The 14,565-nt window shown below is 71.8% G+C and carries 15 protein-coding genes, 1 tRNA gene, 1 other RNA gene and 1 pseudogene; 8 read left to right on the top strand and 10 right to left on the bottom strand.

Annotated elements, in window-relative coordinates; translation table 11 throughout:
- Positions 1–88: 88 nt before the first annotated feature.
- The 9 genes from BS73_RS20480 to ffs form a co-directional block, all read right to left on the bottom strand.
- Entirely contained in the window at positions 89–640 is a 552-nt protein-coding gene (locus tag BS73_RS20480; protein WP_322987314.1) for a SigE family RNA polymerase sigma factor, read from the bottom strand.
- 402 nt (positions 641–1,042) lie between these two features.
- Positions 1,043–2,203 (bottom strand): aspartate-semialdehyde dehydrogenase, encoded by a 1,161-nt coding sequence (locus tag BS73_RS20475; protein ID WP_037574570.1) that lies wholly within the window; start codon positions 2,201–2,203, stop codon positions 1,043–1,045.
- A 134-nt stretch (positions 2,204–2,337) separates the two neighbouring features.
- Complete coding sequence (locus tag BS73_RS20470; protein ID WP_037574568.1) at positions 2,338–3,615, bottom strand: aspartate kinase; 1,278 nt, start codon at positions 3,613–3,615, stop codon at positions 2,338–2,340.
- A 292-nt stretch (positions 3,616–3,907) separates the two neighbouring features.
- Positions 3,908–4,636 carry a DUF5063 domain-containing protein gene (locus tag BS73_RS20465; RefSeq protein WP_235215472.1) on the bottom strand — a complete coding sequence of 243 codons (729 nt, stop codon included), beginning with the start codon at positions 4,634–4,636 and terminating at the stop codon, positions 3,908–3,910.
- Positions 4,629–5,228: a recombination mediator RecR gene (gene recR / locus BS73_RS20460; RefSeq protein WP_037574565.1), complete on the bottom strand. Its 600-nt coding sequence runs from the start codon at positions 5,226–5,228 to the stop codon at positions 4,629–4,631. The genes BS73_RS20465 and recR overlap by 8 nt, the downstream gene beginning before the upstream one ends.
- Before the next feature lie 293 nt (positions 5,229–5,521).
- Positions 5,522–5,866, bottom strand: a complete 345-nt coding sequence (locus tag BS73_RS20455) for a YbaB/EbfC family nucleoid-associated protein (protein ID WP_084704224.1) — start codon at positions 5,864–5,866, stop codon at positions 5,522–5,524.
- 209 nt (positions 5,867–6,075) lie between these two features.
- On the bottom strand, positions 6,076–6,276 hold the full coding sequence (locus BS73_RS39745; RefSeq protein WP_235215471.1) for a hypothetical protein: 201 nt from the start codon (positions 6,274–6,276) through the stop codon (positions 6,076–6,078).
- A gap of 514 nt (positions 6,277–6,790) precedes the next feature.
- Positions 6,791–8,608, bottom strand: coding sequence for a DNA polymerase III subunit gamma and tau (locus BS73_RS34890; RefSeq protein ID WP_235215470.1), 1,818 nt, complete (start codon positions 8,606–8,608; stop codon positions 6,791–6,793).
- 69 nt (positions 8,609–8,677) lie between these two features.
- An RNA gene (gene ffs, locus BS73_RS35555) (signal recognition particle sRNA small type) lies at positions 8,678–8,774 on the bottom strand.
- 131 nt (positions 8,775–8,905) lie between these two features.
- On the opposite strand from ffs, the gene BS73_RS20440 reads away from it, so the two are divergent.
- The 6 genes and pseudogenes from BS73_RS20440 (at position 8,906) to BS73_RS20420 (ending at position 12,244) form a co-directional block, all read left to right on the top strand.
- A tRNA-Ser gene (locus tag BS73_RS20440) sits at positions 8,906–8,990 on the top strand.
- Between the two features lie 489 nt (positions 8,991–9,479).
- Positions 9,480–10,268 (top strand): SDR family oxidoreductase, encoded by a 789-nt coding sequence (locus BS73_RS20435; protein ID WP_037574560.1) that lies wholly within the window; start codon positions 9,480–9,482, stop codon positions 10,266–10,268.
- Positions 10,246–10,569, top strand: a complete 324-nt coding sequence (locus BS73_RS40995; protein WP_407675034.1) for a phosphoglycerate mutase family protein — start codon at positions 10,246–10,248, stop codon at positions 10,567–10,569. The genes BS73_RS20435 and BS73_RS40995 overlap by 23 nt, the downstream gene beginning before the upstream one ends.
- A 45-nt stretch (positions 10,570–10,614) precedes the next feature.
- Positions 10,615–10,979: pseudogene (locus tag BS73_RS39740) on the top strand (type II toxin-antitoxin system RelE/ParE family toxin).
- The gene (locus tag BS73_RS20425; protein WP_037574558.1) at positions 10,976–11,314 is read left to right on the top strand and encodes a helix-turn-helix domain-containing protein; all 339 of its coding nucleotides are present in this window, start codon (positions 10,976–10,978) and stop codon (positions 11,312–11,314) included. The pseudogene BS73_RS39740 and the gene BS73_RS20425 overlap by 4 nt, the downstream one beginning before the upstream one ends.
- A 735-nt stretch (positions 11,315–12,049) precedes the next feature.
- The gene (locus BS73_RS20420; protein ID WP_037574556.1) at positions 12,050–12,244 is read left to right on the top strand and encodes a hypothetical protein; all 195 of its coding nucleotides are present in this window, start codon (positions 12,050–12,052) and stop codon (positions 12,242–12,244) included.
- 107 nt (positions 12,245–12,351) lie between these two features.
- Here BS73_RS20420 and BS73_RS20415 read toward each other — a convergent pair whose 3' ends face one another.
- The gene (locus BS73_RS20415) at positions 12,352–12,882 is read right to left on the bottom strand and encodes a DUF4232 domain-containing protein (RefSeq protein ID WP_037574554.1); all 531 of its coding nucleotides are present in this window, start codon (positions 12,880–12,882) and stop codon (positions 12,352–12,354) included.
- Positions 12,883–13,127: 245 nt separating this feature from the next.
- Between BS73_RS20415 and BS73_RS20410 the strand changes: the two genes are divergently transcribed.
- Both BS73_RS20410 and BS73_RS20405 read left to right on the top strand, forming a co-directional pair.
- Entirely contained in the window at positions 13,128–13,823 is a 696-nt protein-coding gene (locus tag BS73_RS20410) for an NAD(P)-dependent oxidoreductase (protein ID WP_037574552.1), read from the top strand.
- Positions 13,824–13,907: 84 nt separating this feature from the next.
- Complete coding sequence (locus tag BS73_RS20405; RefSeq protein ID WP_037574550.1) at positions 13,908–14,555, top strand: dihydrofolate reductase family protein; 648 nt, start codon at positions 13,908–13,910, stop codon at positions 14,553–14,555.
- Positions 14,556–14,565 lie beyond the last annotated feature (10 nt).

Raw genomic sequence — 14,565 nt, 5'->3', positions numbered from 1 at the left:
GCCCCGGTCGATCCGGAGGCTCCGGGCGCGGCCCCTGCGGACGCGTTGCGTCCGAACTCCTCGGGCTCCCCCCGGTCATGGCGTCGCGTCATGACTCGGCCTCCATCAGGGCCCGCAGCGCGGTGAGTCCGCGGGAGCCGTAGGCCTTCACGGAGCCGACCGAGATCCCCAGCGCGTCGGCCACCTGGGACTCCGTCATGTCGGAGAAGTAGCGCAGCACCAGCACCTCGCGCTGGCGGCGCTGCAGCCCGCGGAGGGCGTGGATCAGCTGATCGCGCTCCAGCGAGTCGTACGCGCCCTCTTCCGCGCTGGCGGCGTCCGGCATGGGTTTGGGCAGCAGGCGCAGACCGAGTATTCGCCGACGGAGGGTGGAGCGGGAGAGGTTGACCACCGTCTGCCGGAGGTAGGCGAGGGTCTTCTCGGGGTCGCGCACCCGGGCGCGGGCCGCGTGCACCCGGATGAAGGCCTCCTGGACCACGTCCTCGCAGGAGGCGGTGTCGTCCAGGAGCAGCGCGGCGAGACCCAGCAGCGAGCGGTAGTGCGCCTGATAGGTCACGGTCAAATGGTGCACCGACGTGCCCTCCGCCGCGTCGGCGCGCTCATGCTCGGCGGTCGGCACGGAAGAGGTGGACGCGGGCAGCGAAGCACCCGGGGTCGGCCCGCCGAGCCCCGTACGGCCGGACCCGCGACCGGACTTGCCCACCGCCTGACCTGCACCGCCGGCCTGCAGACCGCCCAGAACCGGGCCGTCGACGGCACGGCGGGACGGTCTGCGACCGGGCAGTCCCAAGCCCACCGGCTCCACACCCACAATCTCCGCCACGACAGTTGGACACCTCGAACCCGCCAAGGGTTGCACACGGTTCACCGCGAACGGCAGGACGTATGCGGCACTCGGAGCGGTTCCCTCCACTCCCGAAGTTCCACACGTTCCGGCGAACCAGGACAGAGCCCCCGACAGGCCGTTCGCTTCCCGGCGGGTGGGACGGGTTGCCGCGCGCGTCAGAATCATGCCAGGACCGCTCGTGTGCGACCGGTGGTTTTACGGGCGGCCGGGCGCGGCCGGCTCGGTGGCCGCGGCGGGCTCGGCGCAGACCGCCTCCGCGATCTGCACCAGGTTGAGGGCGCCGCCCTTGCGCAGGTTGTCGGCGCAGAGGAAGAAGTCCAGCGCCCGCGGGTCGTCCGGGGACCGCCGCACCCGGCCCACCCAGGCCGGGTCGGTGCCGACCACGTCCACCGGGGTGGGGAACTCCCGCTGCTCGGGGTCGTCGTAGACGAGGACGCCGGGCGCCTCGGCGAGGACCCGGTGGGCCCGCTCGACGGTGACCTCGCGGGCGAATACCGCGTGCACCGCGATCGAGTGGCCGGTCACCACCGGGACCCGCACGCAGGTCGCGGTGGCCTTCAGCTCGGGGAGGCCGAGGATCTTGCGGAGCTCCTCGCGCAGCCCGAGCTCCTCAGAGGACCAGCCGTCCTCCTCCGTACGGCCGCACCAGGGGACGACGTTGAGCGCCAGCGGCGCGTCGTCCGGGTCCGCGCCGGGCGCCTCCGCGCCAGCTGCCTCCGCGCCAGCCGCCTCGGGGCCGGACGCCTCGGGGCGCAGCGGCTCGCCGTGCTCGTCCAGATCGCCGATCGCCCGCCGGACGTCTCCGGGATAGGTGCCGGGCGCCTGTCCGGCCGCCTGGCCGACGGCGACGGCGGAGAGCTGCGCGCGCAGCCGCCGCACCCCGGACTCGCCGGCCCCGGAGGCCGCCTGGTAGGTGGCCAGCACGAGTTCGGCGAGGCCGAACTCGGCGTGCAGGGCGCCGAGTGCCACCGCGAGCGGAGGGGTGGTGCCGCGAGGGCCGGCGACGACACCGCGCGGACGCAGGCGCGCGGTGGCGGCGTTCACCTCCGGCACCACCAGCGGCACCTCCGGGTGCATCCGGAAGGCGCCCGAACTGTCCACCACCACGCAGCCGTTGCCGACCGCGATCGGCGCCCACCGCGCGGCCAGCGGCTTGGGCAGCGCGAACAGCGCGATGTCCGCGCCCGCGAAGCAGTCCTCGTCCAGCGCCCGCAGCTCGGTCTCCTCGCCGCGGACGGTCAGCCGGCGTCCGTGCTCCTCGGGGGCGGCGGCCAGCCGGATCTCGCCCCAGACGTCGGACCTGGTGGAGAGGAGCTCGAGGAGGACGGAGCCGATCCGGCCGGTGGCCCCGGCCACGACGAGGGTGGGGCGGCGACGCCGCCGGCCTCCGCCGGCGGCGGCCCTCTCGGGCGCGCGCCCAGAGCTCTCGCTCTCGGAGACGCCCCCCGAGGGGCTCTCCGGCGTGGGTGCGCTCGCCGCCCCGTCCGGGGTCATCGCCCGGTGCCGCCGTAGACGACCGCCTCGTCGCTGTCGCTGTCCAGGCCGAAGGCGGAGTGCACGGCCTGCACCGCCTGGTTGACGTCGTCGGCGCGGGTGACCACCGAGATCCGGATCTCCGAGGTGGAGATCAGCTCGATGTTGACGCCCGCGTTGGACAGCGCCTCGAAGAAGGTCGCGGTGACCCCCGGGTTGGACCGCATCCCCGCGCCGACCAGGGAGATCTTGCCGATCTGGTCGTCGTAGCGGAGCGAGTCGTAACCGATCCCGGCCTGCACCTTCTCCAGCGCCTCGATCGCCTTCCGGCCCTCCGTCTTGGGGAGGGTGAAGGAGATGTCGGTCAGGGAGGTGGTCGCCTGCGAGACGTTCTGCACCACCATGTCGATGTTGATCTCGGCATCGGCGATGGCACGGAAGATCCGGGCGGCCTCGCCCGGCTTGTCCGGCACTCCCACGACGGTGATCTTCGCCTCGGAAGTGTCGTGGGCGACTCCGGAGATGATCGCCTGCTCCATCTCGGCGGCCCCTTCGCTCTCTTCCTTGTTGCGGACCCACGTGCCCTGCAACCCGCTGAACGAGGAGCGCACGTGGATGGGAATGTTGTAGCGCCGGGCGTACTCGACGCAGCGGTGCAGCAGCACCTTCGACCCGGACGAGGCCAGTTCGAGCATGTCCTCGAAGGCGATCTCGTCGATCTTCCGGGCCTTCTTGACCACCCGCGGGTCGGCGGTGAAGACGCCGTCCACGTCGGTGTAGATCTCGCAGACCTCGGCGTCCAGCGCGGCGGCCAGCGCGACCGCGGTGGTGTCGGAGCCGCCCCGGCCCAGGGTGGTGATGTTCTTGCTGTCCTGCGAGACGCCCTGGAAGCCGGCGACGATGGCGATGTTGCCCTCGTCCAGGGAGGTGCGGATCCGCCCCGGGGTCACGTCGATGATCCGCGCCTTGTTGTGCACGGAATCCGTGATCACGCCGGCCTGGCTGCCGGTGAAGGACTGCGCCTCGTGCCCCAGTGATTTGATCGCCATCGCCAGCAGCGCCATGGAGATTCGCTCTCCGGCGGTCAGCAGCATGTCGAGCTCGCGGCCGCCCGGGATGGGCGATACCTCCTCCGCGAGATCGATCAGCTCGTCCGTCGTGTCACCCATCGCGGACACCACGACGACGACCTCATGGCCGGCCTTCTTGGTGTCGACGATTCGCCTGGCGACGCGCTTGATGCCCTCGGCATCGGCAACGGAGGAGCCTCCGTACTTCTGCACGACAAGGCCCACGTGCGCTCCTACCTCCGATTATTGCGGTCGCGCTAAGTCTAACCAGCGGGTACGAGCCCAATCCGATCCGTCGCATGCTGAGACGCAGGCCACGTCCGCGTCTCCGTAGCGGAGGGCTCCGGCGGACGGCTCCGGCGGACGGCTCCGGCGGGCGCGGCGCGAGCGCCGTGCGACCGGCGTGAGCGCCGTGCGACCGGCGTGAGCGCCGTGCGACTGGCGTGGGCGCAGTGCGACCGGCGTGAGCGCCGTTGCGGCAGCGGGCCCCGGCCTGGGCGTGCCCGGACCGGACGGCCTACTTGTCCGCGTCGCCCGCGCCGAGTTCGGCGGCCATCACCGCGCCCGCCTGCTCGGCGAGCTGGTCGTCGGTGAGGCCGTCGTCGTCGATGTCGGCGCCGTCCGCGGCGGCCAGGATGGGGCTGTCCAGGCGGACATGGGCGACCAGCGAGTGGAGGGCGCGCAGCACGGCCGTGGTGGTCGAGCCCCAGTTGGCGAGGTAGGAGAACTGCCACCACCAGAGCGCCTCGGGGACCCGGCCCGCCTGGTAGTGGGCGAGCCCGTGCCGCAGGTCGGAGACGACTCCGGCGAGGTCGTCGGAGATCCGGAAGGTGTTGGGCCGCTCCTCCGCCGGACCGTACGGGTCGAAGACCTCGTGGTAGACGTCGATCGGCGCGAGCAGCTCGGCCAGCCGCTCACGCAGCTCGTCCTCGCCCTCGGCCTCGCTGCGGTCGGTGTCCGGCTCATACCTGTCGTCCGGCAGGACGTCCTCGATCGCGCCCAACCGGCCACCGGTGAGCAGCAGTTGGGACACCTCCAGGAGAAGCAGCGAGATCGCGCTGCCCGGCTCGTCGCCCTTGGCGATCTCGCTCACGGACAGCACGAAGCTGTTCACCGAGTCCGCGATCTGGACCGCGAACTCGTCCGGCAGCGCCGGCGCGCCGCGAACCGCCCCCGCCGTGGCCGCCTCGGCCGTGGCGGCGTCGGTCTCCGTGACGGTGTTGGTCCCAGTCATCGGCTCAGACATCGAGCAGTCGTCTCCCTTCGAAGGCCCGGCCGAGGGTGACCTCGTCGGCGTACTCCAGATCTCCCCCGACCGGCAGGCCGCTGGCCAGCCGGGTCACCTTCAACCCCATCGGCTTGATCAGCCGCGCCAGGTAGGTGGCGGTGGCCTCGCCCTCGAGGTTGGGGTCGGTGGCCAGGATCAGCTCGTTCACCTCGCCGTCCGCCAACCGGGTCATCAGCTCGCGTACCCGCAGGTCGTCCGGGCCCACACCCTCGATCGGGCTGATCGCCCCGCCCAGCACGTGGTAGCGGCCGCGGAACTCGCGGGTCCGCTCGATCGCCACCACGTCCTTCGGCTCCTCGACCACGCAGATCACGGCCGGATCGCGGCGGGGATCCTGGCAGACCCGGCAGAGCTCGGCCTCGGAGACGTTCCCGCACACCGTGCAGAACCGCACCTTCTCCTTGACCTCGGTCAGCGCGTGCGCCAGCCGGCGCACGTCCACCGGATCGGCCTGCAGGATGTGGAAGGCGATCCGCTGCGCGCTCTTGGGACCGACGCCGGGCAGCCTGCCCAACTCGTCGATGAGGTCCTGGACCACGCCCTCGTACAACGCCCTACCCACACCTTCTGTGTATCCGTCTCACCGTGTACCCGTGCCCGTGCCCGCGTTGTGCCCGTGCCCGCGCCGACGGATCGGCTCCCGATCCTGACATCATCCAACGCCCCGGGCGCCGGACACACCGTCCGACGCCCGGAATTCATCCATCGCTCAGATCGAGCCGCCTCCGAGTCGCCACCCGCAGCCGGTGAGCGGGCCGCAACGGTCCGAAACGGTCTCGAAGCGCCAGGGCCTGAAATGCCAGGGCCTGAAGCGCCGACATCCGGGGCGCTGGAGCCCGAGGCTCAGAACGGGAGCCCGGGGATCCCGCTGCCGCCGCCACCCAGCGCCTGGGTGAGCGGACCGAGCCGCTCCTGCTGAAGCTTCTGCGCGTGGGCGTTGGCGTCCCGCACCGCGGCCAGCACCAGGTCGGCGAGGGTCTCGGTGTCCTCCGGGTCGACCGCGGCCGGGTCGATCACCAGGCCGACCAGGTCGCCGCCGCCGGTGACGGTCGCCTTGACCAGCTCGCCGCCGGCCGAGCCGGTGACCTTGGTCTCGGCGAGCTCCTGCTGCGCCTTGACCAGGTCCTGCTGCATCTGCTGCGCCTGCTGGAGGATCTGCTGCATATTGGGCTGGCCACCGGGGATCACGGCTTCGCTCCTGCCTTGGTACGTGGTTGCCTTGCGCTCGGCTGCCGCACGGGCAGCTCACGAGGTGTCGGTCCCGACCGAGCCTACGCGCTGCACACCGCTTCCCCCGAACGTACGCGCGCAACCGGGGGCGCGGGCGACGCGGGGGCGGGCGCGAGAGGCGCGAGGGCGACGCGGGGCTGCGGGGGGCAGTTTGCCGGACGCGCGCCCTACTGGTGCGGGATCTCCTCCAGCACCGTCGCGCCCAGCTCGCGGACGATCAACTCGCGGCCGGAGAGGGCCGTTTCGTCGATGTCCGGATCGTCGTAGTCGGGGATGTCCTCGTCCGGCGGGACGGCCCCGTAGCCCGGGTCCGGCTCCGGGTCGGGATCCGACGGCTCGGGCGGGAAGCCGGCCTCGACGCTGGCCACGGGGGCTCCCGCGGCCGCCGCCGCGCGGGCACGGGCCGCGGCGGAGGACTGCCCGGGCTGCTGCGGCGGGCGGGCTTGCTGGGACGCCGGGCTCGGCGGCTGCGGCGACGCCTGCGACTGCGTCGACGGCGCCGGGGTCGGGGCTGAAGCCGCAGCCGGCGCGGATGCGGGCGCGGACACGGAAGCCTGCACCGGCGCGGACGGCTGCGCGGGCGCCTGCGCCTGTGCTTGCGCCTGGAACGCGGGAGCTCCCGGCGATCCCGCGCCGGGCCCCCGCCCTGCGGCGGACGCGGGGGCCCGCCGCCGTTGCCTCCGCCGTTCCCGCCACCGCCGGACGGGTCGATGATGCACTCCACCCGCCAGTTGGCGCCGACCGACTCCTGAACCGCCTGACGGAGTACCTCGTCGTGCCCGGAGTTGACGAACCCGTCCCGGGTACCGCCGTTGGCGAAGGACAGCTGCAGGGTGTTCCCGTCGAACCCGGCCACCTGGGCCTGCTGCAGCAGCAGCCAGGTCACCCGGCGGCGGCCCTTGACCGCCTCCAGCAGCTGCGGCCACATCTGCCGCACCTGCGCCGCACCGGCCTGCGCGTTCCCGGCCGGGGCGGCGGAGGCCTGCGGCGCCGGCCGCTGGGCCGACGGCTGCTGCCGCTCCTGCGGCGCGGGCGCCGCCTGGGCCGGCGGCTGCTGGGCCGACGGCTGCTGCCGCTCCTGCGGCGCGGGCGCCGCCTGGGCCGGCGGTTGCGCGGCCTGCGAAGGGGGCCCGGCCGACCCGGCCGGCGCCGCCGGGGCGGTCTGCGCCGCCGGGGCTCCGGCCCCGAAGCTCCGCGCCACCGGCCACGCCCCGCGCTGGGCCCCGGCGCCGCCCCGAGGCCGGCCGAGGCCGACGCCCCCTCCGGCGCCTCAGGCGCGACCGGCCCGGGCACGGAGGCCCCCTGCCCGCCCCCGCTCCCCGGCGCGGCCGGCTGGGACGCCGGGGCCGGCGCCGGCGTCGACGACGTGGAGGGGAAGGGAGAAGGGGACGACGAGGCCGCAGGCCCCGGTGCGGTCGACGAGGACTGCGCGACCGGCGCCGTCTCCGCCGCCGGCGCCGTCTCCAGCGCCCCCGGCCCCACCGCCGAGACGGCCGTGGCCCCGCCGGGCATCCCGCCGCCGCCCACGACGGCCCCGCCCAGCGCGATCCGCCGTTCCAGCTTCTCCAGCCGCGTCTGCAGCGACTGCTCGTCCTGGAAGGCCGCCGGCAGCAGCACCCGCGCGCAGATCAGCTCCAGCTGCAGCCGGGGCGAGGTCGCCCCGCGCATCTCCGCGAGCCCGGTGTTGACGAGGTCCGCGGCACGGCTGAGCTCGGCCGGGCCGAAGGCCCGCGCCTGCCGCTCCATCACCTCGATGCGGTCGGCCGGGGCGTCGATCAGCCCCTTCTCGCCGGCGTCCGGCACGCTGGACAGCACCACCAGGTCGCGCAGCCGCTCCAGCAGGTCGGCGACGAACCGGCGCGGGTCGTGCCCGCCGTCCACCACCCGCTCGACCAGCTGGAAGACGGCGCCGCCGTCCTGGGCGGCGAACGCCTCCACCACCTCGTCGAGCAGCGCGGCGTCGGTGTACCCGAGGAGGGCGGTGGCCATCCCGTAGGTGACGCCCTCCTCGCCGGCGCCCGCGAGCAGCTGGTCCATCACCGACATCGAATCCCGGACCGAACCGGCGCCGGCCCGCACCACCAGCGGGAAGACGCCGTCCTCGACCACGATCTCCTCGCGCCCGCAGACGTCCTGGAGGTACTCGCGCAGGGTCGCGGGCGGGACCAGCCGGAAGGGGTAGTGGTGGGTCCGGGACCGGATCGTCCCGATCACCTTCTCCGGCTCCGTGGTCGCGAAGATGAACTTCAGATGCTCCGGCGGCTCCTCGACGACCTTCAGCAGGGCGTTGAAGCCGGCCGTCGAGACCATGTGGGCCTCGTCGATGATGTAGATCTTGTAGCGACTGGACGCGGGGCCGAAGAAGGCCTTCTCCCTCAAGTCGCGCGTGTCGTCGACGTTTCCGTGCGAGGCGGCGTCGATCTCGATCACGTCGATCGACCCGGGGCCGCCGCGGGCCAGGTCGCGGCAGGACTGGCACTCCCCGCAGGGCGTGGGCGTCGGCCCCTGCTCGCAGTTGAGGCACCGCGCCAGGATCCGGGCGCTCGTCGTCTTCCCACACCCCCGCGGCCCGCTGAACAGGTACGCGTGATTGACCCGGTTGTTGCGCAGCGCCTGCTGGAGCGGACCGGTGACGTGCTCCTGCCCGATCACCTCGGCGAAGGTCTCAGGACGGTAGCGGCGATAGAGAGCGAGCGACACGCCACCGACGATAACGGTCCCCACCGACAACCCGCGCCCACCGCCGGAACCCGCGGGCCCCCGGGGAAAGAAAAGGACCCCTCGCGCACCCGCCAGAGCTCACCTACCCTTGCTGCCTTCCGGCCCTGGGGGGGTTCAGCGAGATAGCGCCACACGAGGGGCTGCCCAAAGAGTAGCGGATCCCGACCGGTGCTCGCCTCCACCCCCCGCCCCGCCCCCCGAACGTGATCCACCTCTCCCGAGCCCCAGGTCGCAGCGGTTCGCGAGCACCCCTCGGCGTCTAGTACAGTTCTCGGCGGAGGATTCGCCTAGAGGCCTAGGGCGCACGCTTGGAAAGCGTGTTGGGGGCAACCCCTCACGAGTTCGAATCTCGTATCCTCCGCACCCGCCCATCTGGGCAGACGAAGGCCCGGACGGTCACCCCGTCTGGGCCTTCGTCGTTACGCAGTTGCATTTCTCGTTGCAGTTGCCGAGATCAGGCGGCCGGACGATCTTCGGGCGTGGCTCAGAGCAGGCCGACGATCTTGTCGGCGGTGTCGGTGAGCCCCCGGTTGGTGAGGTACTGGTACTGGCGGCACATGCGAGCCGATTTCCGGATTTCCGGCCCCCAGCCCATGATCGCGTCGACGCCCGAACCACACCCCAAACGGGATCAGCGGGCGGGGCCCTGCCGCAGGGGGCGCCGAAGGTGTCGGACTATGTGGTCGACGCTGTTCTGACTGCTTCGGATCACGAAGAGCTACGAGGCGTCTACGATGCCGTTCGTTCCTGGCTGGGCGAGAACATGACCTGCCGCAACATCCCGGGCGGCCGCGGCAGAGCACGGCCGGGCGCAACGCAGGCGGTCTCGTAAAGGTGGTACTGACCCCCCGTGGACCTTCAACTCGCCGGACGCGCCTTCTTCGTGACGGGAGGCAGCCGCGGCATCGGACGAGGGATCGTCGAGTTGCTCCTGACCGAAGGCGCCCTGGTCGCCACCTGTGCCCGCGATGCCGCCAGGCTGGAGCGCGTCCGCTCCTCGCTGCCGCGCGACCAGCGTGGGCGCCTCCTCGTCCAGTCGGCCGATGTTCGTGACGCGGTGGCCGTCAGCCACGCCGTCGACCTGGCCGAACAGCGATTCGGCCGGCTGGACGGGGTGGTGGCCAACGCCGGAGCAGGCGCCTTCGGCAGCGCGTTGGACACCCCCGAGTCGACCTGGAACGACCAGTTCGAGGTGAAGGTGGGCTCGGTCCTCAATCTCGTCCGACCCGCACTGAAATTCCTGACGCAGTCCGACGCCGCACGCATCCTCGTCATCAACGGCATCACCGCGCACGCACCCGAAGCGGACATGGCAGCAGTGAGCGCGACTCGCGCCGCCGTCGCGAGTCTGACCCGTTCCCTGGCCCTCGAACTCGCGCCATCGGGGGTACTCGTCAACGCGATCAGCCTGGGCGCGATCGTCACCGACCGCCAGCGTGACCGCTACTCCGCCGCGGAAACCTCGCAGACCTACGCCGAGTGGTGCGATGCGGAGGCCCTCCGCAGAGGAGTGCCCTTGGGGCGACTCGGGGACGCTCACGAGGTGGCGCCAGCAGCCGCACTCCTGCTGTCACCGCTGGCTTCCTACGTGACGGGAAGCTCGCTGGATATCTCGGGTGGTGCCGGTGGCCGCACCTGACTGGGAGATCGCCATCGCCCGGAACGGCGCCACCGCCTGGACCGAGGCCGGACGGTTCACCAGCCACGCCGACATCTGCCTGTCCCGCGACGGATGGTGCCAGGCTGAGCAGGTGGCGAACTCGCTGCGCCAACCGGCCTCGGAGGTCATCGTCGCCAGCGACCTTGGCCGAGCCCGGTGTACCGCTCAGGCAATCGCCCGCGCTGCAGTTCCCCGAAGGTGGAGCCCCGGGAGTCTCTTTCCAAGCACTGCCGCACGGGTGCTGCGTTCACGTCTGGCGCCGCAGCGCCACGACGTGTAAAAATCATCTCGAGCGGATATCACTTACAAGTGATATTCTCCGGTCGTGGCATGGGACATCAATCTGCACGACGAGGTGCAGTCGTGGTACCTCGGTCTGGTTTCCGAGGATCCCGAGATCGCCCAGGGGGTCCTTGACGCGATCGAGGAACTGGAGAAGGTCGGCCCCGCACTCGGTCGACCGCTTGTCGACTCCGTCAAGGGGTCGAAGGTCCACAACATGAAGGAGTTGCGGCCCATCACCGTCAGGGGCCGAATCCGAATCCTGTTCTGCTTCGACCGGAGCGAGAGGCAATCCTGCTCGTTGCCGGAGACAAGGCCGGTCAGTGGGAGAAGTGGTACCGCAAGAGCATCCCCCTCGCCGAGGAACGGTACGAGGACTACCTGAGAGAGAAGGAAGGAGAGGCATGACCGCGAAGTGGAGCGACGTCAAGGCTCAGGCTGAGGCCGTCATGGAGGCGAACGGCACCCTTCGGACACCGGAGCAGAAGGCTGCCGACCAGGCGCATCTGCAGGCAGTCGTTCGTGCCTACCACCTTGCCGAGATCCGCAAGGAGCAGCACCTGACCCAGACTCAGGTTGCCGCGGCCATGGGGACGGGGCAGAACAATGTCTCCCGCCTGGAGCGCGGCGAGCTTGGCTGTACCGAGGTCGACACCCTGCGCCGCTACGTAGAGGCGCTGGGCGGCCGTCTGCGCATCATCGCGGACTTCGGCGACCGCCAGTACGACGCTGCATCCTGCTGACTGACCTGCTTCATCGAAGGCCGGGCTGAGGACGTCCGCTGACAACGGAGCCCGCCCGGCGATTGCATGCCCGGCGCAACGGCCCGTGCGCGCAGATCACCGGCCGCCGTGAGGCCAGGGGCGACTGTGGTGGTAGTCACCGATGCGTTCGCCTCCGTTCAACGGTGGCCGAGAGGCGCTCTGCGAGCGATCTCGCCATAGACCAGGAGGGCAGTGGACGCAGCCTGGGCCCCGCCACGGAGAATTAGCAGTTCGAATCTCGTATCCTCCGCACCCGCCCACCAGGGCAGAGGAAGGGCTCGACCGTCACGCGGTCGAGCCCTTCGTCGTTGCCTCCGCCCTCGTTGTCTTGGTCTTTGTCCAGGGGGGCGGCTCTGGAGCTCCCCCAGAGGGCTTTCTCGATCTTCCGGGTGGCTCCCTGAGTATGGGGGCACGTGCAGATGCCGGACCCGCATCCGTGCAGCGCCAGCTCGGCGGGCCCGTCCGGGCCAGCGAACAAGAGACGAAATGACACGGGCTGGTCCGACCTTCCACTACCCGTTGCGACGCAATTTTCTGACTGCTTTGCGTCTCCGCTGGTCAGCGAAAAGTTGGCTCCGCCTCTGACGCCTCTGGCGTCCCCTCTCCCAGCGACACCGGAGGGGTTGGGTGAGGCCCGACCGTCTCCCAGGATGCCCGCGAGCTCGCGCAAGCGGGGGACGCCCCGCGCCGAATCGCATCCCTGTGGAGACACAAATGATCGTGGTCCTCGTGTGCGTGGTGCAGTCAACAGCCGCAGTCATGCCTACCGAGATGGTGCCTGCCGAGCAGCCACCCACGCGCGCCCGTCGCGCGCTTCGGGCAGTCAACCGCTTCGCATTGAGCGTCGGCGGCGAGCTGGCGGCTCGGGCCGTGGTTGAGCTGGTTCTGCGTCTGCTGCACAAGGGCTGACCGCAGAGAGACCCCAAGGCGGACCGGGTGGGGGTGGAGAGCCTGCACTACTCCTCGCCGCCCGCGAGTTCGCGAATTTCGTCAGCTCTCTCGGGCATGCTCGGCCGTCACGGACGGCTGCTGTTCGGGCCCGTCGGGGTGATGGTGATCGTGGAGGGGTCGTTGGGGTCGCCGTGGACGGTGACGGCGAGCGCCGGGGAGGGGGTGGTCTCGTGGGGCGGGTAGATGAGGAGGCTGGTGAAGGTCCAGGCGTCGCCGCTGGTGCTCTGCTTGAAGCGGACGAGGAAGCCGGTGCTTCCGCCGGGCCGTAGGGTCAGCCGCGTCGGCCTGCCCACCTGTGTGCTGGCCGCCTGCTCCTCGTCGCCCGGGCCCTCCAGCAGGGCCTTGAGCGTGCCGCGGAGCCAGCAGCCGCCGGTGCCGGTGTTCTTCAGGTCGATCCGCAGGGTGTCCGCGGACTGACCCGCCGACTTGCTGAAGGCCAGGTCCGAGGTCCGGCAGGCTCCGGCCGGCACCGGGCGCGTCCCCTGTCCGGCACCGCCCGCCATGGTGCCGCTGCCGAGCACGTCACAGGCGGTGAGCGGCAGCGCCGCCGAGGCGGCGAGGGCCAGGACCGCGACCTTCGAGGCGAGCGGGTGCATCGTCGCTCCTCCTTCAGTGCTGTTGCTCCGTGGTGATCAAACCTTTCTGCTCCCTGGACACGCCCGGCGCCGCCCGCGTTCCGGCGCGGGGGAGACCAGGACAGCCCTGTGACGAGTCGGTCGAACGCCGGTCACACGGCGCGGTGTCACAACCGGCCGGGCTGTCTTGTCCTGATCGGTGAGGAACGGTCCGGCAGACGCGGTCCGAACGGGACCGAGCGGGACCAGACGAGAGGGGACACCCCATGCGCATCACCGTCTTCGGGGCCAGCGGGCCCACCGGACGCCTGCTCACCGAGCAGGCGCTCGCCGCCGGGCACCGGGTCGCCGCGGTCACCCGCCGGACCGGGTCCTTCCCGCTCCGGCACGACCATCTCGAAGTCGTCGGGGCGGACGTCCTCGATCCGGTGGCCGTCGACACCGCCGTCGAGGGGCGGGACGCGGTGCTGTCCACTCTGGGGGTGCCCCCGGGCAGAGAGCCGATCCGCACCTACTCGCAGGGCGTCGCCCACATCATCGAGGCGATGGCGCGCCATCGGGTGCGCCGGCTCGGGGTGGTCAGTTCGAGCGGCGTGGACCCCCACCCGTACCCGGACGCCGGGTTCCTCTTCAACCGGCTGCTCCTTCCCTATGTGACGCGGGTGGCGGGCCGCACCCTCTATGCGGACATGCGGCGGATGGAGGCCCTGGTCCGGGCCAGCGACCTGGACTGGACGATCGTGCGCCCGGGCGGGCTCTACCACCTGCCGGCGGTGACCGCCTACACCGTCGTGGAGGGCCACCCGGACGGCCGGTTCACCTCCCGCGCGGACCTGGCGGCGAGCCTGCTGGCGCTGCTGGACGGGGACCGGTACGTCCGCCGCACGGTCGGCGTCGTCACCACCGCAGACAACCCCACGCTGCTGCGGTGGCTCCGCCACGAGGCGCTGGGCACGCGCTGAACCGCCCGGCGGCGTCTATGCTCGGCAGCCAGGAGTTCGTGGATGTATCGGTGGAGTTCGCTTCGAGAGCCGGGGGCCGGCGCCATGTCCCGTGTCAGAGTCCACAACCTGTCCGTCTCCCTCGACGGCTTCGCCACCGGCGCGGGCCAGCGGCTGGACGCGCCGTTCGGGCACGCCGGCACGCGGCTCCACGAGTGGTTCTTCCCCACCCGCACCTTCCGGGCGATGCAGGGCGAGGCGGAGGGGACCGCGGGCGTCGACGACGTGTTCGCCGCCGCCCTCACCCCGGGCATCGGGGCCGAGATCATGGGCCGCAACAAGTTCGGCCCGCAGCGCGGCCCGTGGGAGGACCACGAGTGGCGCGGCTGGTGGGGGCCCAACCCGCCGTTCCACACCCCCGTGTTCGTGCTGACCCACCATCCCCGCCCCTCGCTGGAGATGGAGGGCGGCACCACGTTCCACTTCATCGACGCCACGCCGAAGGAGGCGCTGCGCCGGGCCCGTGAGGCGGCCGGCGGGCTGGACGTCAGGATCGGCGGCGGGCCGACGACGGTCCGCGAGTTCCTCGCCGAGGACCTGGTGGACCACCTCCACGTGGCCGTGGTGCCGATCGTCCTGGGTCGCGGTGAGCGGCTGTGGGACGGGCTCGAAGGGCTGGAGGAGCGCTTCGAGGTCGAGTCGGTGGCGACGCCCGGCGGGGTGACCCACCTGACCTTCACCCGATCGCGCTGATCCCGGGATC

Origin of the sequence: Phaeacidiphilus oryzae TH49 (genome assembly GCF_000744815.1) — a bacterium.
Lineage (GTDB): Bacteria > Actinomycetota > Actinomycetes > Streptomycetales > Streptomycetaceae > Phaeacidiphilus > Phaeacidiphilus oryzae.
The sequence above is the reverse complement of the archived record's forward strand: the minus strand, read 5'-3'. Positions and strand labels throughout refer to the sequence as shown.